The sequence below is a fragment of the Halorubrum saccharovorum DSM 1137 genome (assembly GCF_000337915.1).
GTDB lineage: Archaea > Halobacteriota > Halobacteria > Halobacteriales > Haloferacaceae > Halorubrum > Halorubrum saccharovorum.
Window position 1 is genome coordinate 1 of record NZ_AOJE01000011.1, and the last position, 22253, is coordinate 22253.

Annotated in this window: 23 protein-coding genes and 1 tRNA gene; 20 read left to right on the forward strand and 4 right to left on the reverse strand. The window is 70.5% G+C overall.

All coding sequences use genetic code 11. The features are described from left to right. The first annotated feature begins 148 nt into the window (after positions 1–148). From C471_RS03100 to C471_RS03110, 3 genes are all read left to right on the forward strand, one after another. Positions 149–499 (forward strand): ferredoxin, encoded by a 351-nt coding sequence (locus C471_RS03100; protein ID WP_004046530.1) that lies wholly within the window; start codon positions 149–151, stop codon positions 497–499. A gap of 93 nt (positions 500–592) precedes the next feature. Continuing rightward, positions 593–677 (forward strand) — tRNA-Leu (locus C471_RS03105). Between the two features lie 219 nt (positions 678–896). Further along, entirely contained in the window at positions 897–1352 is a 456-nt protein-coding gene (locus C471_RS03110) for a DUF6653 family protein (protein ID WP_049908941.1), read from the forward strand. Here the strand turns inward: C471_RS03110 and C471_RS03115 are convergent. Further along, on the reverse strand, positions 1337–2668 hold the full coding sequence (locus C471_RS03115; protein ID WP_004046532.1) for a carboxylate--amine ligase: 1332 nt from the start codon (positions 2666–2668) through the stop codon (positions 1337–1339). The two genes, C471_RS03110 and C471_RS03115, sit on opposite strands and share 16 nt — an antisense overlap. A 165-nt stretch (positions 2669–2833) precedes the next feature. Here C471_RS03115 and C471_RS03120 point away from each other — a divergent pair, with 165 nt between their 5' ends. Both C471_RS03120 and C471_RS03125 read left to right on the forward strand, forming a co-directional pair. Further along, on the forward strand, positions 2834–3415 hold the full coding sequence (locus C471_RS03120; RefSeq protein WP_004046533.1) for a DUF5813 family protein: 582 nt from the start codon (positions 2834–2836) through the stop codon (positions 3413–3415). An 84-nt stretch (positions 3416–3499) separates the two neighbouring features. Further along, positions 3500–3823 (forward strand): hypothetical protein, encoded by a 324-nt coding sequence (locus C471_RS03125; RefSeq protein ID WP_004046534.1) that lies wholly within the window; start codon positions 3500–3502, stop codon positions 3821–3823. Between the two features lie 15 nt (positions 3824–3838). Here the strand turns inward: C471_RS03125 and tmk are convergent, their stop codons facing one another. After that, positions 3839–4432 carry a dTMP kinase gene (gene tmk / locus C471_RS03130; protein ID WP_004046535.1) on the reverse strand — a complete coding sequence of 198 codons (594 nt, stop codon included), beginning with the start codon at positions 4430–4432 and terminating at the stop codon, positions 3839–3841. 154 nt (positions 4433–4586) lie between these two features. On the opposite strand from tmk, the gene C471_RS03135 reads away from it, so the two are divergent. The 9 genes from C471_RS03135 to thiM all read left to right on the forward strand — a co-directional run bounded on the left by C471_RS03135 (position 4587) and on the right by thiM (position 13818). Then, positions 4587–5945, forward strand: coding sequence for a hemolysin family protein (locus C471_RS03135; protein ID WP_004046536.1), 1359 nt, complete (start codon positions 4587–4589; stop codon positions 5943–5945). Positions 5946–6046: 101 nt separating this feature from the next. Continuing rightward, positions 6047–6916, forward strand: a complete 870-nt coding sequence (locus tag C471_RS03140) for a universal stress protein (protein ID WP_004046537.1) — start codon at positions 6047–6049, stop codon at positions 6914–6916. Between the two features lie 128 nt (positions 6917–7044). After that, positions 7045–7941, forward strand: coding sequence for a complex I NDUFA9 subunit family protein (locus C471_RS03145; protein WP_004046538.1), 897 nt, complete (start codon positions 7045–7047; stop codon positions 7939–7941). A 169-nt stretch (positions 7942–8110) separates the two neighbouring features. After that, the gene (locus C471_RS03150; RefSeq protein ID WP_193366105.1) at positions 8111–9289 is read left to right on the forward strand and encodes a tubulin/FtsZ family protein; all 1179 of its coding nucleotides are present in this window, start codon (positions 8111–8113) and stop codon (positions 9287–9289) included. A gap of 18 nt (positions 9290–9307) precedes the next feature. Further along, positions 9308–9982 carry a 2-phospho-L-lactate guanylyltransferase gene (gene cofC / locus C471_RS03155; protein ID WP_004046540.1) on the forward strand — a complete coding sequence of 225 codons (675 nt, stop codon included), beginning with the start codon at positions 9308–9310 and terminating at the stop codon, positions 9980–9982. Between the two features lie 93 nt (positions 9983–10075). Then, positions 10076–11248 (forward strand): 7,8-didemethyl-8-hydroxy-5-deazariboflavin synthase subunit CofG, encoded by a 1173-nt coding sequence (gene cofG / locus C471_RS03160; RefSeq protein ID WP_049908947.1) that lies wholly within the window; start codon positions 10076–10078, stop codon positions 11246–11248. Positions 11249–11369: 121 nt separating this feature from the next. Further along, on the forward strand, positions 11370–12230 hold the full coding sequence (locus tag C471_RS03165) for a mechanosensitive ion channel family protein (protein WP_049908948.1): 861 nt from the start codon (positions 11370–11372) through the stop codon (positions 12228–12230). A gap of 87 nt (positions 12231–12317) precedes the next feature. After that, complete coding sequence (gene thiE, locus C471_RS03170) at positions 12318–12956, forward strand: thiamine phosphate synthase (RefSeq protein WP_004046543.1); 639 nt, start codon at positions 12318–12320, stop codon at positions 12954–12956. Beyond that, positions 12946–13818: a hydroxyethylthiazole kinase gene (gene thiM, locus C471_RS03175; RefSeq protein ID WP_004046544.1), complete on the forward strand. Its 873-nt coding sequence runs from the start codon at positions 12946–12948 to the stop codon at positions 13816–13818. Before thiE ends, thiM begins: the two co-directional genes overlap by 11 nt. A 30-nt stretch (positions 13819–13848) precedes the next feature. Here thiM and C471_RS03180 read toward each other — a convergent pair whose 3' ends face one another. Then, positions 13849–14577, reverse strand: a complete 729-nt coding sequence (locus tag C471_RS03180) for an SDR family oxidoreductase (protein ID WP_004046545.1) — start codon at positions 14575–14577, stop codon at positions 13849–13851. A gap of 127 nt (positions 14578–14704) precedes the next feature. Here C471_RS03180 and C471_RS03185 point away from each other — a divergent pair, with 127 nt between their 5' ends. From C471_RS03185 to C471_RS03210, 5 genes are all read left to right on the forward strand, one after another. After that, entirely contained in the window at positions 14705–16204 is a 1500-nt protein-coding gene (locus C471_RS03185; RefSeq protein ID WP_004046546.1) for a phytoene desaturase family protein, read from the forward strand. Next, complete coding sequence (locus C471_RS03190) at positions 16201–17106, forward strand: prenyltransferase (protein WP_004046547.1); 906 nt, start codon at positions 16201–16203, stop codon at positions 17104–17106. Before C471_RS03185 ends, C471_RS03190 begins: the two co-directional genes overlap by 4 nt. Next, positions 17103–17984, forward strand: a complete 882-nt coding sequence (cruF, locus tag C471_RS03195) for a bisanhydrobacterioruberin hydratase (protein ID WP_004046548.1) — start codon at positions 17103–17105, stop codon at positions 17982–17984. The genes C471_RS03190 and cruF overlap by 4 nt, the downstream gene beginning before the upstream one ends. Positions 17985–18235: 251 nt before the next feature. After that, positions 18236–18793 (forward strand): diadenylate cyclase, encoded by a 558-nt coding sequence (locus C471_RS03205; RefSeq protein WP_004046550.1) that lies wholly within the window; start codon positions 18236–18238, stop codon positions 18791–18793. Between the two features lie 71 nt (positions 18794–18864). After that, on the forward strand, positions 18865–19308 hold the full coding sequence (locus C471_RS03210; RefSeq protein WP_004046551.1) for a CBS domain-containing protein: 444 nt from the start codon (positions 18865–18867) through the stop codon (positions 19306–19308). Between the two features lie 18 nt (positions 19309–19326). Here the strand turns inward: C471_RS03210 and C471_RS03215 are convergent, their stop codons facing one another. After that, complete coding sequence (locus C471_RS03215) at positions 19327–21615, reverse strand: nitric-oxide reductase large subunit (protein WP_004046552.1); 2289 nt, start codon at positions 21613–21615, stop codon at positions 19327–19329. A gap of 178 nt (positions 21616–21793) precedes the next feature. On the opposite strand from C471_RS03215, the gene C471_RS03220 reads away from it, so the two are divergent. Continuing rightward, positions 21794–22240: a MoaD/ThiS family protein gene (locus tag C471_RS03220; protein ID WP_004046553.1), complete on the forward strand. Its 447-nt coding sequence runs from the start codon at positions 21794–21796 to the stop codon at positions 22238–22240. The last annotated feature ends 13 nt before the right edge of the window (positions 22241–22253 follow it).

Consider the following 22253-nt stretch of genomic DNA (forward strand, 5'->3'; position numbering starts at 1 on the left):
CGCTAACCCTCGCTAACCCTCGCTAACCCTCGCTAACCCTCGCTAACCCTCGCTAACCCTCGCTAACCCTCGCTAACCCTCGCGTCGAGAGCGGCCGGGAGACGAGAACGACCGACAGACGAAAGTCCCGCCGGCGTCGATCACGGGTATGAGCGACGAGGCGGACGCCGACGACGAGGTGCTGCGCGCGAGCGACATCGGCGGTGAGGGACCCCCGATCGACGAGAAGCCCTACAAGATCGTCTTCGAGGCGAACAAGTGCTTCGGGGCGGGCAAGTGCGCCGAGGTCGCCGACAACTGGGTGATGGACGTGCAGAGCGGGATGGCGAAGCCGCGCTCGTACTACATCGGCGAGGACGAATTAGAGGAGAACGTGCGGGCCGCCGAGGTGTGTCCCGCGAAGAAGGAGCAGGGCGTCATCCACGTCGTCGACCGCCGCACCGACGAGGAGATCGCGCCGGACCCGCACGGCGACGGGACGCTCTCGGTGGACTGGTAGGGGCGTCCGGCTCCGCGGGCGCCCCGGTTGTATCTCGGGCGTCGCCGCGGCATCCGAAAGGGGTTTGACCCCGCCGCCGGAATCCGAATCCGCGCGGGGGTGGCTGAGCCTGGCCAAAAGCGGCGGACTTAAGATCCGCTCCTGTAGAGGTTCGAGGGTTCGAATCCCTTCCCCCGCATATCGCGGCGCTCACACCTCGTGAGCGCCGCGTCTCGGATCTGGAGGGATTCGAATCAGGGAACGAAGCGAGCGCAGCGAGCGGAGTGACCGTGGTTCGAATCCCTTCCCCCGCATCCCTGCTGCGAGCACTTCGCGATCCGGTCCTTCTGTGACGCGTACGGCGCTCCGCGACTGACCGGGAGAAACGCATTTGTGCCGAGCGGGGTTCAAATCGGATATGGGAGTAGTCGAACGAGCCAAGCGATCGTTCTGGGAGCGGCATTCGAACCCGAAAAGCGGGTGGAGCCGCGTGCTCGTGCTCCCCGTCCTCCTCTACGCGGTGTATCACCGGAACTGGAGGCTCGCCGTCGCCGCCGTCGCGTTCACGCTGGTCAACCCGGTGTTGTTCTCGCCGCCTGAGGACGACGACGCGTGGATGACGCGGGTCGTGCTCGCCGAGGAGTGGTGGGTCGAAGAGCGCGGCGAGCGCGTCCTCGGGCCGTCGTATCCGAACCTGCTGAACCTGCTCAACGTCCCGCTGACGGGGTACGCGTTCGTTTCCGCCTACCGGAGAAACCCGGTTCGATCGGCGCTCGGCGGAGCCGCCTCGATGGCCCTGAAGTTCTGGTACGTCGGATCGCTCGTTCGCAGACACGACGAGGAACGCGCGGAGCGCCCTCAGCAGGCGCAGTAGTAGTCGCGGTCGACGAACTCCGTCTCGAACAGCTTCGCGGCCGGCGCGGGGTCCGAGGGGCGGTAGACGCCGGTCGTCAGGTTCCCCCCGCGTTCGAAGTCGCCGGAGACGAGCCGCCGCCAGTCGTCGGCGGAGAGCTGGTCCCAGAACGCGTCGTCGCCGGCGAGCAGCGCGAGGTAGTCGCGGAGGTACACCCACCGCGTCGGCTCGGTCCCCGGCGACTCGTACTCGGCGTCGGTGGCCGCGGCGTACGCCGCCATCGGGAGGTTCGCGCCCGCGGCGACCGGCATCCCGATCCACTTCCACGGGCGGGTGTTGACGTCGAGGAGGAGGAACTCCCCGCGGTCGTCGTCGTACACGAACTCCGACTCGCTGATCCCGTGGTAGCCGGCGTCGTCGAGCACCGCCAGCGCGCGCGCCTCGATGTCAGGCTCGTCCGCCGTTTCCACCAGACAGGAGGTGCCGAACTGCTGAGGGAATCGCACCGCGGCGTTGCCGACGACCGCGAGCGCGTCCTCGACGCCCGAGGGCGGGACGTACGACGCGAGCGAGTGGTCCCGCCCGGTCGCGATGTCGACGCGCTTCTGGGCCATCACGGCGATCCCTTCCTCGGCGGCGGCCCCGACCGCGTCCGCGAACTCCTCGCGGTTGGCGACCTCCAGCACGTTGGTGCCGAACGCCTCCTCGAAGTCGCGCTTGAGCTCGGGTTTCACCACGAGCGGGAAGCCGAGCGCCTCGGCCGCCTCGTCGAGCGTGGCGTCGGGCTCGGGCGATCCCGTCGCCGCGTCCGCCGTCTCCGCGAGCCGGTACGTCTCGGGGTACGGCACGCCGAGCGCCTCGCAGGTCGCGTACAGCTCCGACTTGTTCAACACGTCGTCGAGCGTGTCGACCCCGGCGAAGGGGAGACGGACGCCCTCGGGGTCGGCCCGCGCGTACGCCAGCGCCCACTCGTCCATGCAGCCGAACGCGACCGCCTCGCGGCCGATCGCGTCGACGATCGCCTCCACGTCCTCGCGGAACCCGTCGAGGTCGTCGAGCGGGTACGTCACCGCGCCCGCGAAGTCGACCGCGTCCGAGGGGGGAGCGAGCCCGTCGTGGCGGCGGGTGCCGTCGCTTCCCGCCCCGCCGCTCTCGGTCCCGCTTGCGCCGTCGCTGGGGCGGTCGAGCGCGATCACCGGGACGTCGTGGGCGTCGAGCGCGCGGGCGACGCCGAGTCCGGTCACGTGTGCGTTGCTGACGAGCGCCGGCGGGCGGTCGAACGAGACGTCCGCGAGCGCGTCGATCAGCGCCTCCGTCGAGCGGAACTGCTCAGCCATATCCCCTCTCGTCGGTCCGGATACAAAGGCGCACCAGTACCGGCCCGGCGTGCCACTACCGGTGACGAGGGCGCCGCCGTCGGCGGCGACGGAGCGCCGCATCCCCGGCCCGAGTCGCATCCCCGACGCAACGCGCTTTTACTCGCGTGTCGCCTCCGCTCCGGTATGAGCGAACGCGAGACCGAAGCCGAGGACGACGGCGGGATCGGCGGCGACGAGGGCGACGGAGCGACCGGTCGGGGGACCGGCGGCGGCGAGCTCCCCGACCGCGTCCGCCGCGCGTTCGCGGACCACGGCTCCTTCGAGCCCGCGGGCGACGGCGTCTGGACGGCGGAGACGACCCCCTTCGACGCCGAGGTTCGCGCCGAGCCCGCCGCGGACGGCCGAGTCCGGTTCGCGGTGACCGTTCGGGTGCCGACCCTCTCTGCGACCGCGGCCGACGAGGTCGCCGACGTGGTCGAGGAGGGGTGGATCGAGACGTTCGAGCTCCGCGTCGTCGACGTGGGCGGCGTCACCCGCGGCGACCGCGAGTTCGACCCGACCGTCGCGGTCGGCGACGACGAGATCGAGGTCGACTTCGAGCTGACCGATATCAACGAGCGTCGCGGCGTCGACGACGCCGGGGCGCTGATCGACTTCGTCGAGGGGACGTACGTGCAGGGCGTCATCCCCGGCTACGAGTACACGGAGCCGCTCGACGGGTTGCTGTCCGCGGCGCGCCAGCAGGGGAACAGCGGCGGGTTCTAGGCCGCCCGCCGGCCGTGAACCCGCCGACCGAGCGCGCCGCCCGCCGGCCGATAGGGGCAAATGCCGGGAGCCCGTACGTCGGGTATGCTCGCGCTGTTCGGGTTCGTCAGCCTCATCGCCCTCGTGGCCTTCCACACGCTGATCGCCGGGGTGGCGACCCGATTCTTCCGGCTCCGGCTGAACACCTCGTGGGGGTCGGTCGTGTACACCCTCGTGTTGACCCCGATGCTGCTGCTGCTCTCGATGCTGGTGTTCGCCGGCGTCCTCAACGTCGGCGCCGGCATCGACCTCGGCAGTCCGACGCTGCTCGCCGCCCTGCTCATCGGGCTTCCCGTCGTGCTCGGGGCGACGATCGACTACCTCTACGTCCCGTCACCGGACGACGTGGAGCTCCCGGACACAGAGTAATTTCGGCTCAGGACCTTACTCGCCGACCAGCTCCGCGATCGCTTCCTCGATCCGTGCGATGACGGCCTCCGGCGACCGCGAGGCGTCGACGCGGACGAACCTGTCCGGCTCGGCGTCGATCAGCCGCTCGTAGTTCTTCCGGACCGCGGCGAGGTAGCCGTCCTGCTCGAACTTGTTGGTCCGGCCCGCGCGCTCGGCGGCCTCGCGCGCGTCCAGGTCGAGGTAAATCGTCGCGTCCGGCGGCCGCGAGAAGGCGGCGTGGATCCCCTTGATGTACTCCAGCGGGCGGTCGATGTCGACGTCGCTGGCGGCGAGCGTCGCCGCCTGATAGGCGAACCGGGAGTCGGAGTAGCGGTCGGAGATCACGAGGTCGCCGTCGGCGAGGGCGGGCTCGATCGTCCCCGAGAGATGGTCGGCGTGGTCCGCGGTCAACAGGAACAGCTCCGCGAGCGGGTCGGCGTCGTCGGCCGCGATCGACCGGTCGACCGCCTCGCCGTACCAGCTGTCGGTGGGCTCGCGGGTGAACGTCGCGTCGGGGTAAACGTCGTGGAGCGCCTCCCAGACGGTGGTCTTCCCGCTGCCGTCGAGCCCCTCCAGCGTGATCAGCATGGTCGCGCTCCGGCGCGGTGAGGAATAAACGGCGCGGGTTCCGACGAACCCCCTTTTTAGTGCCTTCGCGTGGAACCGACGGCATGGTCGCCGACACTCCTCACGCGCGTCGCACCAATCACACCCGCCACGCCCGCGCACCGCGGAGGCGTCGATGGTAGACGTCGCGATCTCCGTCAGCCGGGTGGTCGCGGCGCTCGTGTTGGTGGTGTTGAACGGCTTCTTCGTCGCGTCCGAGTTCGCGTTCGTCCGCGTCCGCTCAACCTCGGTCGAGCAGCTGGTTGAGGAGGGTCGCCCCGGCTCCGGCGCGCTCCAGGACGTGATGGAGAGCCTCGACGACTACCTCGCGGCGACGCAGCTCGGGATCACGATCGCCTCGCTCGGGCTCGGGTGGATCGGCGAGCCCGCGGTCGCCGCGCTGATCGAGCCGGTTCTCGGACCGCTTTTACCCGCGAACCTCGTCCACCTCGTCGCGTTCGCGATCGGGTTCAGCGTCATCACGTTCCTCCACGTCGTGTTCGGGGAGCTGGCGCCGAAGACGATCGCGATCGCGCAGGCGGAGCGCGTCGCGATGCTCCTGGCCCCCCCGATGAAGCTCTCCTACTACCTGTTCTCGCCCGGCATCGTCGTGTTCAACGGGGCGGCGAACGCCTTCACGCGCATGATCGGCGTCCCGCCCGCCTCGGAGACGGACGAGACGATGGAGGAGCGGGAGATCCGCCGCGTGCTCGCGCGCTCCGGCGAGGCCGGTCACGTCGCCGACGTCGAGGTCGAGATGATCGACGCCGTCTTCGAACTCGACGACACCGTGGTCCGGGAAGCGATGGTCCCCCGGCCGGACGTGACCAGCATCCCGGCCGACGCCGACCTCGCCGCGATCCGCGCGACCGTGCTGGACGCGGGCCACACTCGGTATCCGGTGGTGGCGGCCGACGACGCGGACCGCGTGGTCGGCTTCGTCGACGTGAAGGACGTGCTGCGCGCGGGGGAAGCGGGCGGCGAGTCGGTCACCGCCGCCGACCTCGCGCGCGATCTCGTGATCGTCCCGGAGACCACGTCGCTCAGCGATCTCCTCGTGCAGTTCCGCGACGAGCGCCGCCAGATGGCCGCGGTCGTCGACGAGTGGGGCGCCTTCGAGGGGATCGCCACGGTCGAGGACGCTGTCGAGGCGCTCGTCGGCGACCTCCGCGACGAGTTCGACGCCGACCGCGGCGAGTACGCGGTCCGAAAGACCGGAGCGGGGGCCTACGAGGCCGACGGATCGGTCTCGCTGTCCGTCGTCAACGACGCGCTCGGAACCGACTTCGCCGGCGACGGGTTCGAGACGCTCGGCGGGCTCGTGCTCGACCGCCTCGGTCGCACTCCGGAGGCCGGCGACACGGTCGCGGCCGGCGACTACGGCTTCGAAGTCACGGCCGTCGACGGCGCCCGCATCTCGACGGTCCGGATCGAGGAGGCCGACGGGGCCGGCGACGAGGCGGATGACGGCTCCGGCGGGCCGGGCGGCGCCTGACCGCGGTCGGTCGCGCCGACCGATCGCCTCCTGATCGGTGCCTTCGGGGGAGGGAGGGGACCGTCGCGAACCTTTTCACCACACGCTGTGAGCGTACGCGTATGTTCGACCGCATCCTGTTCCCGACCGACGGCAGCGACGGGGCGAGCGCCGCGTTCGACCACGTCCTCGATCTGGCGGACGACCACGACGCGACGGTCCACGTCCTCAACGTCGCCGACACGACCCACGACAGCGTCACGCGAATCGGCGGCGAGGTCGTCGACGTGCTCGAACGCGAGGGCGAGGAGGTCGTCGAGGCGGCCGCGGACCGCGCCGCCGACCGGGGCGTCGAGACGGTGACCGAGGTGCTCCAGGGCGGCGTCGCCGAGACGATCGGCACGTACGCCGGGGAGTACGGGATGGATCTCGTCGCCATGCCGACCCGCGGCCGGACGGGCTTCGACCGCCTGCTCCTCGGGAGCACCACCGAGCGCGTCGTCCGGGAGTCGACCGTGCCGGTTCTCAGTATTCGGCCCGACGGCGAGACGGTGCGGTACCCCTACCGGAACGTCCTCGTGCCGACGGACGGGAGCGAGCGCGCCGGCGACGCCCTCGATCGCGCGCTGACGTTCGCCGACCGCGCGGGCGCGACCGTCCACGTCCTCTCCGTCGTCGACGTCGGGGTGATCGGTCACGAGGGGTACGCGGGCGTGGATACGCTGGTCGAGGGGGCCGAAGAGACGGTCGCGGAGGCGGCGGCGACCGCCGAGGAGGCCGGCGTCGATACCGTGGAGACGGTCGAGGTCGGGTCGTCCGCGGCGCGCGGGATCCAGGCGTACGTCGACGGAAACGCGATCGATCTCGTGGTCATGGGGACGCAGGGGCGCACCGGGATCGAGCGGTACCTGCTCGGGAGCGTCGCCGAGCGCATCGTCCGCACGTCTCCGGTGCCGGTGTTGACGGTCCCCGACCCGGGCGACGGGGACTGATTCGCCGCGTCGGCCGGAGCTCTCCCCGCTCCCCTCCGGTATCCCCCGTTTCGCACGCTCCGCGTTCCCGTCACCGCCGCGTCTGACGCCGCGGTAGGTTTACGGGCGTTCCGCCCGACGTACTGTGCATGAAAGTGTTGGTAGCCGGCGGAACCGGGTTCATCGGGTCGTACCTCTGCGGCGCACTCGCGGACGGGGGCCACGAGGTGACGGCCCTCTCGCGATCGCCGGGCGACACTCCCGAAGGGGTCGCGTCCGCGACCGGCGATGTCACCGACTACGACTCGATCGCCGGGGCGGTCGAGGGACAGGACGCGGTGGTGAATCTGGTCGCGCTCTCGCCGCTGTTCGAGCCGAAGGGCGGGAACGTCATGCACGACCGGATCCACCGCGGCGGCACCGAGAACCTCGTGCGGGCGGCCGAAGACGGCGGCGCCGAGCGGTTCGTCCAACTCAGCGCGCTCGGAGCCGACCCCGACGGCGACACCGCCTACATCCGCGCGAAGGGGGCCGCCGAGGAGATCGTCCGCGAGAGCGGCCTCGACTGGACGATCTTCCGACCGTCCGTCGTCTTCGGCGAGGGGGGCGAGTTCGTCTCCTTCACCAAGCGGCTGAAGGGGATGTTCGCGCCCGGCATCCCCCTGTACCCGCTTCCCGGCGGCGGGAAGACCCGCTTCCAGCCGATCCACGTCGAGGACCTCGTCCCGATGCTGGTCGCGGCGCTGGAGGGCGACGAGCACGTCGGCGAGACGTACGAGGTCGGCGGGCCGGAGACGCTGACCCTGCGCGAGGTGACCGACCTCGTGTACGAGGCCGAGGAGAAGGGGGTCACGATCCTCCCCCTGCCGATGCCGCTCGCTCGGATCGGGCTCAGCGTCCTCGGCGCCGTCCCCGGATTCCCGATGGGTCCCGACCAGTATCGATCGTTGAAGTTCGACAACACGACCGCCGACAACGACGTGGCCGCGTTCGGCGTCGACCCCGCGGAGCTGACCACCCTCGGAGAGCACCTGGGGGTGGCGTGATGGAGGCGAATGCGACGCGCTCGGCGGGACTGCGCCGCCGCACTGCCCCCGATCCGAGCGCCGACCACCCCCTCCTGTCAGCGAGTCGAATATCACGGGTAATAACGCCAACCGAAGGCTTAAATATGCGATCACGTTCTGTTCATTTCAAACGCGGAGGGAGCACACGATGAAACTTGCAATGATCGGATTCGGACAGGCGGGGGGGAAAGTCGTCGACAAATTCCTGGAGTACGACAAGCGGACGGGATCGGAGATCGTCCGCGCGGCCGCGGCCGTCAACACGGCCAAGGCCGATCTCATGGGACTCGAACACATCGCCGAGGACCAGCGCGTGCTCATCGGGCAGTCCCGGGTGAAGGGGCACGGCGTCGGCGCGGACAACGAGCTCGGCGCGGAGATCGCCGAGGAGGATATCGACGAGGTGCAGGGAGCCATCGACTCGATCCCGGTCCACGAGGTCGACGCGTTCCTTGTCGTCTCCGGGCTCGGCGGCGGTACGGGCTCCGGCGGCGCGCCGGTGCTCGCGAAGCACCTCAAGCGGATCTACACCGAGCCCGTCTACGGGCTCGGCATCCTGCCGGGCAGCGACGAGGGAGGTATTTACACCCTGAACGCGGCCCGCTCGTTCCAGACGTTCGTCCGCGAGGTGGACAACCTGATGGTGTTCGACAACGACGCCTGGCGGAAGACGGGCGAGTCCGTCCAGGGCGGCTACGAGGAGATCAACGAGGAGATCGTCCGGCGGTTCGGAATCCTCTTCGGCGCCGGCGAGGTCCAGCAGGGCCAGGAGGTCGCAGAGAGCGTCGTCGACTCCTCGGAGATCATCAACACGCTCTCGGGCGGCGGCGTCTCCACGGTCGGTTACGCCGAGGAGGAAGTCGAGGAGCGCACCTCGGGCGGACTGCTCTCGCGGCTCCGCAACGACGACGGCGACGACGAGCTCGACAGCGCGCACACCACGAACCGGATCACCAGCCTCGTCCGCAAGGCGGCGCTGGGCCGGCTCACCCTCCCCTGTGAGATCGAGGGCGCGGAGCGCGCGCTGCTCGTGCTCGCGGGGCCGCCGGAGTACCTCAACCGGAAGGGTATCGAGCGCGGCCGGAAGTGGCTCGAAGAGCAGACCGGCTCGATGGAGGTCCGGGGCGGCGACTACCCGTACCGCGGCGCCGGCTTCGTCGCGACCGTCATCCTGCTCGCGGGCGTCACGAACGTCCCGCGGATCAAGGAGCTCCAGCAGGTCGCCATCGAGGCGCAGGACAACTTAGACGAGATCCGCGAGGAGAGCGACGAGAACCTCGACGACCTCGTGAGCGACGACAGCGACGAGCTGGAATCGCTGTTCTAAGGGCCGCCGTCGCCCGCAATGGAGGTCTTCGTCCCGTTTTCGACCGACCGCCCCAAGTCGCGACTCTCCGGCGTCCTCACGCCCGACGAGCGGGCCGCGTTCGCGCACGCGATGCTCCGGGACGTGCTCGACGCGATCAGCGGGGCCGGCGGCGAGCCGCGGGTGCTGGCGACCGGCGCGGTCGACGCCGACCTCCCCTGTCCGGTGACGGTCGACGATCGGCCCCTGACCGACGCGGTCAACGCCGTTCTGGACGCACGGCTCGGGAGCGGCGGGAAGGCGGAGGGAGATGAGGAGCCCGTCGCGGTCGTCATGGCCGACCTCGCGCTCGCGACCCCGGAGTCGTTGCGAGAGCTGTTCGCGGCCGGCCGCGAGGCCGACGTGGCGATCGCGCCCGGCCGCGGCGGCGGGACGAACGCGCTCGTCGTCTCCCGCCCCGAGTTCCGGGTCGACTACCACGGCGCCTCCTACCTCGATCACCACCGGATCGCCGACGAGATCGACGCGAGCGTCGCGGTCGTCGACTCCCACCGACTCGCGACCGACGCCGACGAGCCGGCGGATCTCGCGGAGCTCCTGATCCACGCGGAAGCCGACGACGAAGCCGACGGCGGGAGAGCGGCGCGGTGGCTCCGGGACGCCGGTTTCGCGCTCGACGCGACCGACGGGCGGGTCGGGATCGGGCGGGAGTGAGATCGGTTCGCACCGGGCCGACGGCGACCCCCAGTGAGCGCGCTCGGATCCGGGACCGCGATCCTTTTTGAGTCCGGGCGGCGAGAGGCGACCGTGTTCGCGGCCGCCGAGGAGTACGGGATCGAGATCAAGCCCGACGCGAAGCGCGTCGAGCGGCTGCTCTCGGTCACGCCCGCCGACGTCCAGCCTGCCGACCGGCTCACCTTCGCCCGGAACGTCTTCGTCCCGCTGACGACCGCGTGCCGGTACACCTGTACCTACTGCACCTACTACGACGTGCCGGGCGAGGCGTCGCTGCTGTCGCCAGAGGAGGTCAGGCGGCGCTGTCGCGTCGGCGCCGACGCCGGCTGCACGGAGGCGCTGTTCACCTTCGGCGACGAGCCCGACGACCGGTACACCGAGATCCACGAGACGCTCGACGAGTGGGGGTACGACTCGATCCTGGAGTACCTCTACCGCGCCTGCGAGATCGCCTTAGAGGAGGGGCTCTTACCCCACTCGAACCCCGGCGATCTCACCGAGGCGGCGTTCGCGGACCTCCGCGAGGTGAACGCCTCGATGGGCGTCATGCTTGAGACGACCGCCGACGTCGACGCACACGGCGGCGGCCGCCGGAAGACCCCCGGCCAGCGGCTCAACACGATCCGCGCGGCGGGGCGGCAGGGCGTCCCCTTCACGACCGGCATCCTCGTCGGCATCGGCGAGGGCTGGCGCGACCGCGCGGAGAGCCTGCTCGCGATCCGCGAGCTCCACGAGCGGCACGGTCACGTCCAGGAGGTGATCGTCCAGAACGTCGTGCCGAACGAGCGCTCGGACTTCGCGAAGCCGGGCTTGGAAACGATGCGCCGCGTGGTCGCGATGGCGCGGGCCGCGCTCCCGCCGGAGGTGTCTGTGCAGGTGCCGCCGAACCTCTCGCCCGCGGCCGACCTCGTCGACTGCGGGATCGACGATCTCGGCGGCGTCTCCCCCGTCACCGACGACTACGTCAACCCGGCCTACGCGTGGCCAGACCTCGACGGGCTCCGGGCGGTCGCCGACGCGGGGGGGATGCCGCTGCGGGAGCGACTCCCGACCTACGCGCGGTACCTCCCCGACGGTCTCAGGCCCTCGGGGACGGAGGCGGCCGGGCCTCCGGCGGACCGCGACGCGTGGGTCCCGCTGGCGGTCCGCAACCGAATGCGCGCGGACGACCCGCACGGGCGGCGGCTCCGGGGCGTCGCGCGCGGGGACGGGCCGCTCGACCCTCGCCCGGCGCGGGGCGACTGAGGTGAGGGGAGCGGAGCGAGGGATCGCGACGACCGACCCCGGTCCGATCGCGACGGCCGACCCCCGATAAACAACTGCGCTGCCAGTAGCTTCTTTAAATACCCCTCCGAATGGGATGATGATGCTACCACTACAGTTCGGACTGAGCGGGATCGCGGCGACGGCCGCCGGATTCCTGCTCACCGTGTTCCTGTTCGTCGTCGGGTTCGTCGCCACCCTACTAGTGGGGAAGGCCGTCTTCGTGCCCGGCGTGGAGCGAGCGATCGAGTCGCGAGGACTGGAGGAGGCCGTCCGAAGCCTCGCGTCGAGCGTGGCGAACGCGGTCGTCTGGGTCGCCGCGGTCGCGATCGGGTTCACGATCGCGGGCTACGGCGCCTTCCTCTCGGCGTTCGCCGTCTTCGGCGGCGCCGTCGCGCTCGCGGTCGGCTTCGCCGCACAGGACCTCCTCGGCAACTTCGTCGCCGGGATCTTCATCTTGAAGGACAAGCCGTTCGAGGTCGGCGACTGGATCGAGTGGGACGGGAACGCGGGACGAGTCGAGGACATCGACCTCCGTGTCTCCCGCGTCCGCACCTTCGACAACGAGCGGGTCACGGTGCCGAACGGCGATCTGGCGAACAACGCGGTCACGAACCCGGTCGCCTACGAGACGCTCCGCCAGAAGTTCGTCTTCGGGATCGGCTACGAGGACGACATCGCCGAGGCCACCGACATCATCGTCGAGAAGGCCGAGGCCCACGCGGAGATCCTCGACGACCCCGCGCCCTCGGTGCGGGTGGTCGAGCTGGGCGACTCCGCCGTTGGGCTGCAGTCGCGCTGGTGGATCGACGAGCCCGACCGCGGGGACTTCGTCCGCGTGCGCTCCGAGTACGTCACCGATGTGAAGGAGGCGTTCGACGACGCCGGTATCGACATGCCGTACGTCCACCGGCAGCTCACCGGCAGCGTCGAGGTCATCGAATCGATCGCCGACGGCGAGTAGGGGCCGACGACGACGCGGGCGCTCGCTGACGCGCGCTCGCCGACGCGGACGGAATCACTTTTCACTGACCACTCGAAGGTACCACTAATGAATCCCAACGAGTGGCGGGCGTACCTCGTGACACAGGAGAGCCGGTCGGCGGGCCGGGAGACGGCGGCGATCGTCGAATCGGCTCTCGACGGCGGCGTCGATGTCGTCCAGCTCCGCGAGAAGGGCAGACCGGCGCGCGAGCGGTATGAACTCGGACGGAGGCTCCGCGAACTCACCGCCGACGCCGGCGTCCCGCTGATCGTCAACGACCGGGTCGACCTGGCGGCCGCGGTCGGCGCCGACGGGGTCCACCTCGGGCAGTCGGACCTGCCGGCCGCGGTCGCCCGCGAGCGCCTGGGCGACGAGGCGATCGTCGGGGTGTCGGCGTCGACGGTCCCCGAGGCCCGGGCTGCCGCCGACGCGGGGGCGGACTACCTCGGCGTCGGCGCGGTGTACGCGACCGACACCAAGGACGTGCCGGCGGAGACGAACGGGCTCGGCCCCGATCGCGTCGCCGATATCGCCGGCGCCGTCGACCTCCCCGTGGTCGGGATCGGGGGGATCGACGCCCGCAACGCCGGGGCGGTCGCGGCGGCGGGCGCGGCCGGCGTAGCGGTCGTCTCGGCGATCACAGCCGCGGACGACCCGCGTGCCGCGACCGCGGAGATCCGGGAGGTGGTCGACGATGAGCGGTGAGCCGAGCGAGGACGAATACGGCGGCCCGATCGAGGACCTGTCGGTCGGCGAGCTGCTGTCGGCGGTCGAGGCGGCCTCGCCGCTCGTGCACCACCTCACCAACGACGTGACGACGAGCGAGACCGCGAACGTCACGCTCCACTGGGGCGGCCTCCCGGTGATGGCCGACGCCCCGGCGGAGTCGGGCGACATGGCAGCCGGCGCGGACGCGGTGGTTATCAACACCGGGACGGCGTCGACGACCGACGTGGACGCCATGGTCGACGCGGGGCGGCGCGCCAACGAGGCGGGCGTCCCGGTCGTGCTCGACCCGGTCGGCTACGGCGCGACGCCACACCGCGTCGAGTCGGTCGGCAGGCTGCTGGACGCGGTGGCGTTCGACGTGATCAAGGGGAACGCCGGGGAGGTCCGCGGGCTCGCCGGCGAGGAGGCGACGGTTCGCGGGGTCGAGTCGGTGGGCGAGAGCGACGCCGGCGTGGCGGACGCGGCGCGGGCGCTCGCCGCGGAGACGGGGGCGGTCGTCGTCGCGTCCGGAGCGACAGATATCGTCGCCGACGGCGAGCGAGCGTACGAGCTGGCGGTCGGCCACGAGCGCATGGGCTCGTTCGTCGGCTCCGGCTGCATGCTCGCGAGCACGCTCGGGACGTTCGCGGCCGTGGTCGGGGAGGGCGACGGACCGCCGGCGTCGACGACCGAGGCCGCGCTCGCCGGGTGCGCCGCGTACGGACTCGCCGGCGAGCGCGCCGCCGAGCGCGACCCCGCGGGGCCGGCGAGCTACCGGACGGCGTTCATGGACGCGGTGGCCGCGCTGGCGTCGGAGCGGCCCGCGCTCGACGTCGCGTCGCGGATCGAGAAGGTCTGATCCGGGCAGGGCCGGTCGGTTTCGGGGCGCTCACCGCGTCGCCGCCTTCCACTCGCGCAGGCCGAGCCGCTCGCCGTTCAGGTCCTCGGCGGGCGCCTCGGTGGCGGCCCAGACGAACAGCGGCGCGACGCTCTCGGGGTCGCGGGCGCGCTCCTTCCCGGTGAGGTCGGTCGCGACGAGCCCGGGGTCGACGACGCCGACAGTCGCGTCGAGGTCGGCCGCGAACCCCCGCGCGATCCCCTCGGCGGCCGCTTTCGAGGCGGCGTACGCCCCCATCCCCGGTCGGGATTCGTTGGCGACGGCGCCGGAGGGGACGACGAGACGCGCGTCCTCGGCGAGGTGCGGGACCGCCTCCGAAATGGTCGCGAAGACGCCGCGAGCGTTGGTCCGCATCGTGTCGTCGTAGCCGGCGTAGCTCGCCTCGTCGATCGGGCTCTCGCCCGGCCCGCCGTGGAAGACGGCCGCGTTCGCGAACACCGCGTCGATCGGCCCGGCCTCGCGGGCGACGCCCTCGAAGAACCGCTCCAAGTCGAACTCGTCGCGCACGTCGGCGCGAGCGCCCCACGCGGTGCCGGCGGTCTCGCCACCGTCTCCGTCTCCGTCTGCTCCCTCGCCCTCGTTCAGCGCCGCGACCGTCCGGTCGACCGCGTCGCCGTCGCGTCCGGAGACGGCGACGAACGCCCCCTCGTCGACGAACGCCTCGGCGACCGCCCGCCCGATCCCGCTCGTTGCGCCGGTGATCGCGACCGTGGGATCCATGTGCAACTCGGTAGGGCCGTCGCCGACTTAGGCGTACCCACTCGGAGCGCGTCCGGGGCCCTTCCCGACGCCAGCTCCGTCCGACCGCCTGGCCGGTATTTATACCGCTGCCGCCGTACGATCGGACATGGACGTGGCCCCGGACATCGACGCCGTGGCCGGCGAGTCCGTCGTCGTGATCGGCGGCGGATTCGGCGGCCTCTCGACCGCGTGTTACCTCGCGGACGCCGGCGCGGACGTGACCCTCTTGGAGAAGAACGAGCAGCTCGGCGGGCGCGCGAGCCGGTTGGAGGCCGACGGCTTCCGGTTCGACATGGGGCCGTCGTGGTACCTCATGCCGGACGTGTTCGAGCGGTTCTTCGGCCACTTCGGACGCGAGCCGTCGGATTTCTACGAGTTAGAGCGGCTCGACCCGCACTACCGGGTGTTCTGGAAGGACGGCGACAGGGTCGACGTGCTCCCCGACCGCGAGGCGAACAAGGCCCTCTTCGAGGAGTACGAGCCCGGCGCGGGCGAGGCGTTCGAGGCCTACCTGGAGGAGTCCGAGCGCACCTACGAGATCGGGATGGAGCACTTCGTCTACGAGGACCGCCCGCGGCTCCGCGACTACGTCGACAAAGACGTGCTCCGCTACTCCTGGGGGCTCTCGCTTTTAGGCAAGATGCAGGGGCACGTCGAGAGCTACTTCGACCACCCGAAGCTCCAGCAGCTGATGCAGTACACGCTCGTCTTCCTGGGCGGCTCGCCGTACAACACCCCGGCGCTGTACAACCTGATGAGCCACGTCGACTACAACATGGGCGTCTACTACCCCGAGGGCGGGATCGGCGCCGTCGTCGACGGGATCGTCGAGCTCGGCGACGACCTCGGCGTGGAGTACGTCACCGACGCCGAGGTGACCGCCATCGAAGGGCGGCGGGGAGGGTTCGCGGTCGATACCGCCGACGGCGAGCGCTACCTCTCGGATCTGGTCGTCTCCGACGCCGACTACGCCCACACCGAACAGGAGCTGCTCCCGAAACACAAGCGCCAGTACAGCGAGGAGTACTGGGAGTCGCGGACGTACGCGCCCTCGGCGTTCCTGCTGTACCTCGGCGTCGAGGGCGACGTGCCGAACCTCGAACACCACACGCTGGTGTTGCCGACGGGGTGGGACGACCACTTCGAGCAGATATTCGACGACCCGTCGTGGCCCGACGACCCCGCGTACTACCTCTGTGTCCCCTCCGAGACCGACGACACGGTCGCGCCCGAGGGGCACAGCAACCTGTTCGCCTTAGTCCCCATCGCGGCCGGGCTGGAGGACACCCCCGAGCTGCGCGAGGAGTACCGCGAGCTCGTGTTGGACGACATCGCCGAGAACACCGGCACGGAGCTGCGCGACCGGATCGTCTTCGAGGAGACGTTCTGCGTCGACGACTTCGCAGACCGGTACAACAGCTATCGGGGAAGCGCGCTCGGGCTGGCGCACACGCTGCGCCAGACCTCGCTGCTCCGGCCGCCGCACCGCTCTAACGCGGTCGACGGGCTCTACTTCACGGGGTCGACGACGACCCCCGGTATCGGCGTCCCGATGTGTCTCATCAGCGGACAGCTGACCGCCGAGGAGCTGTCGAAGACGGCGTGATCGGAGCCGTGAGCGACACCGACCGACCCACAGATTCCGATCGGCGATCGATCCCGGACCTCCTCCGGTACCTGTTGGTGCTGTCGCGGCCGCGGTTCTGGTTATACCTCGCCGGCCCCGTCGCCGTCGGCGTCACCTACGGGGTCACCGACGTGGGAGGGCTGTTCACGCCGGTGACGGTGGGGCTCGCGGCGTACTTCCTCGTGCCCGCGAACGTGTTCCTCTACGGCGTCAACGACGCCTTCGACGCCGACATCGACGAGCTGAACCCGAAGAAGGAGAGCCGCGAGGCGCGCTGGCGCGGCGACCGACTCGTCTCGATCGCGGTGGTCGCCTCCGGGGCGCTCGGGCTCGCCGCGTTCGCGGCCACGCCGCGGGTCGCGTGGCCGTACCTCGCCGGCTTCCTGCTGCTCGGCGCCGCGTACAGCGCCCCGCCGGTGCGGTTCAAGACGACGCCGCTCCTCGACTCCGCCTCGAACGGGCTGTACGTCCTACCGGGCGCGGCCGCGTACGCCGCCGTCGCGGGGACGCACCCGCCGCTCGTGGCGCTGGCGGGCGCGTGGCTCTGGGCGATGGGGATGCACACCTTCTCCGCGATCCCCGACATCGAGCCCGACCGCGCCGCGGGGATCCGGACGACGGCGACGGTACTCGGCGAGGACCGGACGTACGCCTACTGCGCCGCCTGCTGGATCGCCGCCGCGGTCGCGTTCGCCGCGGTCGACCTCCGGCTCGGCGCGCTGCTCTCCGTCTACCCCGTCTTCGTCGCGTGGGTCGCCCGGTCGTCGATCGCGGTCGACCGCGCGTACTGGTGGTTCCCGGCGCTGAACACCGCCGTCGGCGCCCTGCTGGCGATGGGGGGGATCTGGCGCGTCTACCCGATCACGGAGGCGCTCGCGTGAGCGACTCCCCACCCTCCGCCTCGGTGTCGGGACGGCTCGGGGCGCTCCGCGCCCGCCTCCCCGACACGCGCCGCGAGGCGGAGCGCCTGCTCGACCGGGTCGTCCGCGAGAACCGGTTCACCATCGCCGTGCTGTTCCCCCTCGTCGGCGCCGTCGCGCTCGTCGGCAGCGCGGAGGGGTGGGTGCCCGAGCCGCTCGCCTTCAACCCGTGGTTCGTGCTGTTCGGCGTGCTGGTGATGCGCTCCCCGCTCGTGGTCGGGGCGTTGCCCGCGCTCGACCGCCGCGCGGTCGGGTGGGTCGGCGTCCTGATCGCGTACACCTACGCGATCGAGCTGTTCGGCGTCGCCACGGGCTGGCCCTACGGCTCCTTCGAGTACACCGTGAGCCTCGGGCCGATGCTGGGCGGAGTGCCGCTGGCGCTCCCGGTCTTCTTCATCCCGCTCGTGGTGAACGCCTACCTGCTGTGTCTCCTCCTCCTCGGTCCGCGAGCGTCGAACGGTTGGGTCCGGCTCGCGAGCGTGATCGCCGCGGTGGTCGCGATGGACGTGGTGCTCGACCCCGGCGCGGTCGCGCTCGGCTTCTGGAGCTTCGGCGGCGGCGCCTTCTTCGGCGTCCCCCTCTCGAACTACGCCGGATGGGTGTTGTCGGCGACGGTCGCGGTGGCCGCGCTCGACCGCGCCTTCGAGATCGGGGCGCTCAACGACCGCCTGCGCGACTGCGAGTTCATGCTCGACGACATGGTGAGCTTCGTGATCCTCTGGGGCGGGATCAACCTCTGGTACGGGAACCTGCTCCCCGCCGCCGTGGCGGTCGCGTTCGGCGTCGGACTCGTCCGCGCGGACCGGTTCGACGCCGCCCTGTTCACGCAGTGGCGGTGAGGCGGCGCGACCGGACCCGACCCGACTCGACCCGACCTGACTCGACCCGACCCGACCCGACCCGACTCGACCCGACCCGACTCGACCCGACCCGACTCGACCCGACCCGACTCGACCCGACCCGACTCGACCCGACCCGACTCGACCCGACCCGACTCGACCCGACCCGACTCGGGACCGCTTATATACGACCCGCCCGTTTCTGAACGTATGAGCGTTCGCGTCACGGACCACCGACCGGAGGGGACCGAATGAGCGGGCTCGCGATCGAGTACGGCTCTCACGACCGGGTCCGAGAGATCGTCGACCGCCTGACCTACTGCGTCGAACACGTCAGCCTCGCGTTCGACGGGTGGGACGAGCCGCACGTCAAGGGGCCGGGGCTCTACTTCGCGGTCGTCGCCGACCGCGACTACGGCGACTACGCCGATCCCATGGGCGACAACTGCTGGCCTCGCGAGAGCTGTCCGACGGCGTTCGCGGCGGACGGCTTCGTCGAGGCGGCCGAGTCGGTGAGCCGAGAGCAGGACGGCGGCATCGTCGTCGCGGTCGACGGCGAGATCGAGTCGCAGATGGTGCGCTTCCGTGACCTGGGCACTCGCAGCGGCGAGACGGAGCTGGTCGACGACGTGAGCTACGAGCCGTGGATGGGATCGCGCCACATGAGCGCGATCGAGACCTCCGTCCGCCCGGAGGTCGTGGCGACGGTGACGCTGAGCGAGGAGACGGGGCGGGTGAGCGTGTTCCGCGACGGCGGCGCGGAGTCGATGGAGCGCGACGAGCTCGGCGGGCAGTGGCGCGCGGAGTGACCGGACCGCGTCGCGAGCGCGCCCGCGGACCGACCCTCGCCCTCAAGTAGCCGTCCCGAGTACCGGGCCGCATGCTCGTCGAAGAGGTGATGTCGACCGATCTCGTCACCTGTGACATCGAGGCGTCAGTGAGGGACGCGGCCGAGCGAATGCTCCGGAACCGCGTCGGCAGCGTGGTCGTCACGAACGGGGAGACGCCCGCGGGGATCGCGACCGAGGCCGACGTGCTCCACGCGGCGTGCGTCACCGACGCCCCCTTCTCGGCTATCCCGCTTCGGAAGGCGATGAGCGGCCCGCTGGCGACGGTCCAACCGACGAAGACCCTCCGGACAGCGACCGACCGCATGCGGTCTGAGGGAGTGAAGAAACTCGTCGTCGTCGAGGGGATGACGCCCGTGGGAATCGTCACGACGGTCGACATCGTCGACAACTACGCCGGGATCAGACGGGAGGTGCGCGATCTGGCGACCGACGCGGAGCGGTGGTCGAGCCGCGAGAACCGGCTCGACGGGTGACCGGGCTTCCGGGGGCCCTCAGTCGTCGTCGATGATCCCCTCCGCGACGGCCATGTCGTCGATCGTCGGGTCCTCGGCGGAACTCCGCAGCACGAACCGCTTGCGGATCAGGTCGGCGAAGTAGACGACGGTCCCCAGGATGAGCAGGCTGTCGCCGGGCATCCGCGCCCAGAACAGCGTCTGGACGAGCGGTCGCTCGTAGAACGCGAGGCTGCGCGCCGCGGCGTAGCTCTCCGTGAACGCGACCTCCAACTGGAGGAAGCCGACGGGGAGCACCGAGACGAACACCATCAGCGCGAGCCCGACGTTCCACAGCCAGAACGACGCCCGCAGCCACGAGCCGTCCCAGCGCTCGGGGTCGATCGACAGCTGGAGCATGTACGCCACCATCCCAAGCGCGAGGAACCCGAACGCGCCGAACATCGCGGCGTGGGCGTGGCCGACGGTGAGGTAGGTGCCGTGCTCGTAGTAGTTGATGAGCGGGAGGTTGATGAAGAAGCCGAGCACGCCGGCCCCGACGAAGTTCCACACCCCGCTGGCGACGATGAACATGAAGGGAAGCTTGTAGGGGAACCCGCCGGTCTCGGTCATCGCCCGGTACTGCCCGATCGCCTCGTAGAGGATGAAGATCAGCGGGAGCAGCTCCAGCGTCGAGAAGACGCTCCCGATCGGCACCCAGTAGTCGGGCATCCCGATCCACCAGTAGTGGTGCGAGACGCCGATGACGCCGGTCCCCATCACGAGCAGCGCCTGCAGCATGACGGCCTTCTCCGCGCTGCGCCGCGTGAGGAGGTTCATCGAGACGAGCGTGAGCCCGATGATCGCGACGATGAAGAACTCGAAGGCGCCCTCGACCCACATGTGGACGACCCACCACCGCCAGAACTCCGTGACGGCCATGTTCGTCGTCGGCGTGAACATGAAGCCGGCGACGAACAGCAGGGTGATCGAGCCGCCCGCGTAGAGGATCATGTGCGCGAGCCCGTAGACGGGTTCCCGGTCGAGCAGCGGCTTGAGCCCGCGGATCGCGAGGATCGCCCAGAGGATGAACCCGACAAGCAGGCCGCCCTGCCACACCTTCCCGACTTCGAGGTACTCCAGCCCCTCGTTGCCGAGGAGCCACCACAGCTGGCCGTCGAAGTAGCCGTTCGCACCGAGCCAGATGCCGCCCATCCCGCCGACGACGACGGTCACTAACGCGGCGAGCAGGACGTTGACGTACCTCGACTGGCGCTTCGGCTCGTGGCCGGTGAGCAGCGGCGGGAGGAACAGGCCGGCGCCGAGCCACGTCGACGCGATCCAGAGGATTCCCAGGTCGATGTGCCACGTCTTCGCGATCGAGAAGGGGAGGATCTGGAGGATGTGTATCCCGAACACCTCCTCGATCCCGAAGAACCCGGCCCGTTCGATGTAGAAGTGCGCCAGCAACCCGCCGAGCAACACCTGCGCCAAGAACAGCCCGGCGGCGATGGGGATGAACCGGAGCGCGGCGCGCTGGCTCGGGAAGACGCTCACGTCGCCCGGCTCCGGCACGGAGATTCCCGCGGCGGACGGCTCGGGGAGCTTCACCGACTTGTAGAGGAGGATCGCCGCGCCCGCGGCGCCGACGAGCAGCACCATCGCGATCACGCTCCACGTCATCGCGGCGCCGGTGGCGTCGTTGCCGGCGCCCGGCGAGTAGGGCCACTCGTTCGTGTAGGAGTTGTCGCTGTTCGGCCGGTCGGTGTGGGAGAACCACGCGGTCCACAGCGCGAAGTCGGCGAAGTCCTCGGCCTCCTCGGTCGAGTCGATCATCCCGACCGGGACGCCGCGGTCGTGGTCGCCCTCGTGGTAGCGCTCGACGTACGTCTCGCGCACCCGCTCGTGGGCGTACGCCTCCGCGGCGGAGTACCGGACGACGTCGCTCCCGTCGTGCGCGCTGTCGAGGTCGTCGCGGACCGTCTGGTCGACCGCCGCGCGCTCCGCGGAGTCGAGCGAGCCGTAGCCGGCGCCGTACTCCTCCTGCGCGTAGTACTCGCGCATGTGCTCGGTCTTCAGCTCCAGCGCCCCGGCGGTGTAGTCCTCGCCGTAGTACGCGCCGTTCCCGAGTATCGACCCGTGGTTCATGAGCCCGTACTGCTGGAACGCCGCCTTCCCCTCTTGGACGGTCTCCGCGGTGGCGATCGTCTCGCCGTCGGGACCGACGACCTCCTCGGGGATCGGCGGCGCCTCCTGATACGCGAACCACGCCCCGGCGCCCATCACGACCAGGTTCAACAGGAACGCCGCGACGATGACCTTCGCGATCGTCTTGCGTGTGAGCTCCATCAAGTCCGCGTTACCGCCACACGGACTATCAGTTTGGCGGCAACATGTTCGGACGCCGTTCCCAGTGACTGACACCGTCCGCCGTCGCGGACGCAACGGTCGCCGATCGGCCACGCGAGCCGACTGCACGAACATGTTCGTACGGTGGCTTACCGGGGCACACCGCGTACGGGAGGGTATGCCAACGACTAGCGAGCCGGCGGCGTCGGAGTCGGAGAGGGCGTCGGAGACGACCGCCGAGACCGCGTCGGAGACGACCGCCGAGACCACGGTCACGGTGCGGTGTACCGGTCACGTCCGCACGGAGCTCGGGAAGTACGAGTTCGGGTACACGTTCGAGGGGGACACACTCAGGGAGTTCCTCGACGAGCTGTTCGAGGAGTACCCGGAGCTCCAGGAGATGCTGATCGCGGAAAGCGAGGAGGAGGCGACCCACGGCGGCTGGGCACCGACGCCCGAGGAGCTGCCGGGGACGTGGACGAAGAACCCGGTCGGCGAGCAGACGATCGCGTACGCCCGGATCCTCGTGAACGGTCACTTCAACGAGAACGAGAAGGGGTTCGACACCGAGATCGAAGACGGCGACCGGGTCGCGCTGGTGTACCCGTTCATGTTCTGCTGTTAGTCGGCGTCGGCCG

Coding starts and splice junctions, on each gene's coding strand:
- C471_RS03100 (WP_004046530.1), top strand. CDS start 149: ATGAGCGACGAGGCGGACGCCGACGACGAGGTGCTGCGCGCGAGCGAC.
- C471_RS03110 (WP_049908941.1), top strand. CDS start 897: ATGGGAGTAGTCGAACGAGCCAAGCGATCGTTCTGGGAGCGGCATTCG.
- C471_RS03115 (WP_004046532.1), bottom strand. CDS start 2,668: ATGGCTGAGCAGTTCCGCTCGACGGAGGCGCTGATCGACGCGCTCGCG.
- C471_RS03120 (WP_004046533.1), top strand. CDS start 2,834: ATGAGCGAACGCGAGACCGAAGCCGAGGACGACGGCGGGATCGGCGGC.
- C471_RS03125 (WP_004046534.1), top strand. CDS start 3,500: ATGCTCGCGCTGTTCGGGTTCGTCAGCCTCATCGCCCTCGTGGCCTTC.
- tmk (WP_004046535.1), bottom strand. CDS start 4,432: ATGCTGATCACGCTGGAGGGGCTCGACGGCAGCGGGAAGACCACCGTC.
- C471_RS03135 (WP_004046536.1), top strand. CDS start 4,587: ATGGTAGACGTCGCGATCTCCGTCAGCCGGGTGGTCGCGGCGCTCGTG.
- C471_RS03140 (WP_004046537.1), top strand. CDS start 6,047: ATGTTCGACCGCATCCTGTTCCCGACCGACGGCAGCGACGGGGCGAGC.
- C471_RS03145 (WP_004046538.1), top strand. CDS start 7,045: ATGAAAGTGTTGGTAGCCGGCGGAACCGGGTTCATCGGGTCGTACCTC.
- C471_RS03150 (WP_193366105.1), top strand. CDS start 8,111: ATGAAACTTGCAATGATCGGATTCGGACAGGCGGGGGGGAAAGTCGTC.
- cofC (WP_004046540.1), top strand. CDS start 9,308: ATGGAGGTCTTCGTCCCGTTTTCGACCGACCGCCCCAAGTCGCGACTC.
- C471_RS03165 (WP_049908948.1), top strand. CDS start 11,370: ATGCTACCACTACAGTTCGGACTGAGCGGGATCGCGGCGACGGCCGCC.
- thiE (WP_004046543.1), top strand. CDS start 12,318: ATGAATCCCAACGAGTGGCGGGCGTACCTCGTGACACAGGAGAGCCGG.
- thiM (WP_004046544.1), top strand. CDS start 12,946: ATGAGCGGTGAGCCGAGCGAGGACGAATACGGCGGCCCGATCGAGGAC.
- C471_RS03180 (WP_004046545.1), bottom strand. CDS start 14,577: ATGGATCCCACGGTCGCGATCACCGGCGCAACGAGCGGGATCGGGCGG.
- C471_RS03185 (WP_004046546.1), top strand. CDS start 14,705: ATGGACGTGGCCCCGGACATCGACGCCGTGGCCGGCGAGTCCGTCGTC.
- C471_RS03205 (WP_004046550.1), top strand. CDS start 18,236: ATGAGCGGGCTCGCGATCGAGTACGGCTCTCACGACCGGGTCCGAGAG.
- C471_RS03210 (WP_004046551.1), top strand. CDS start 18,865: ATGCTCGTCGAAGAGGTGATGTCGACCGATCTCGTCACCTGTGACATC.
- C471_RS03215 (WP_004046552.1), bottom strand. CDS start 21,615: ATGGAGCTCACACGCAAGACGATCGCGAAGGTCATCGTCGCGGCGTTC.
- C471_RS03220 (WP_004046553.1), top strand. CDS start 21,794: ATGCCAACGACTAGCGAGCCGGCGGCGTCGGAGTCGGAGAGGGCGTCG.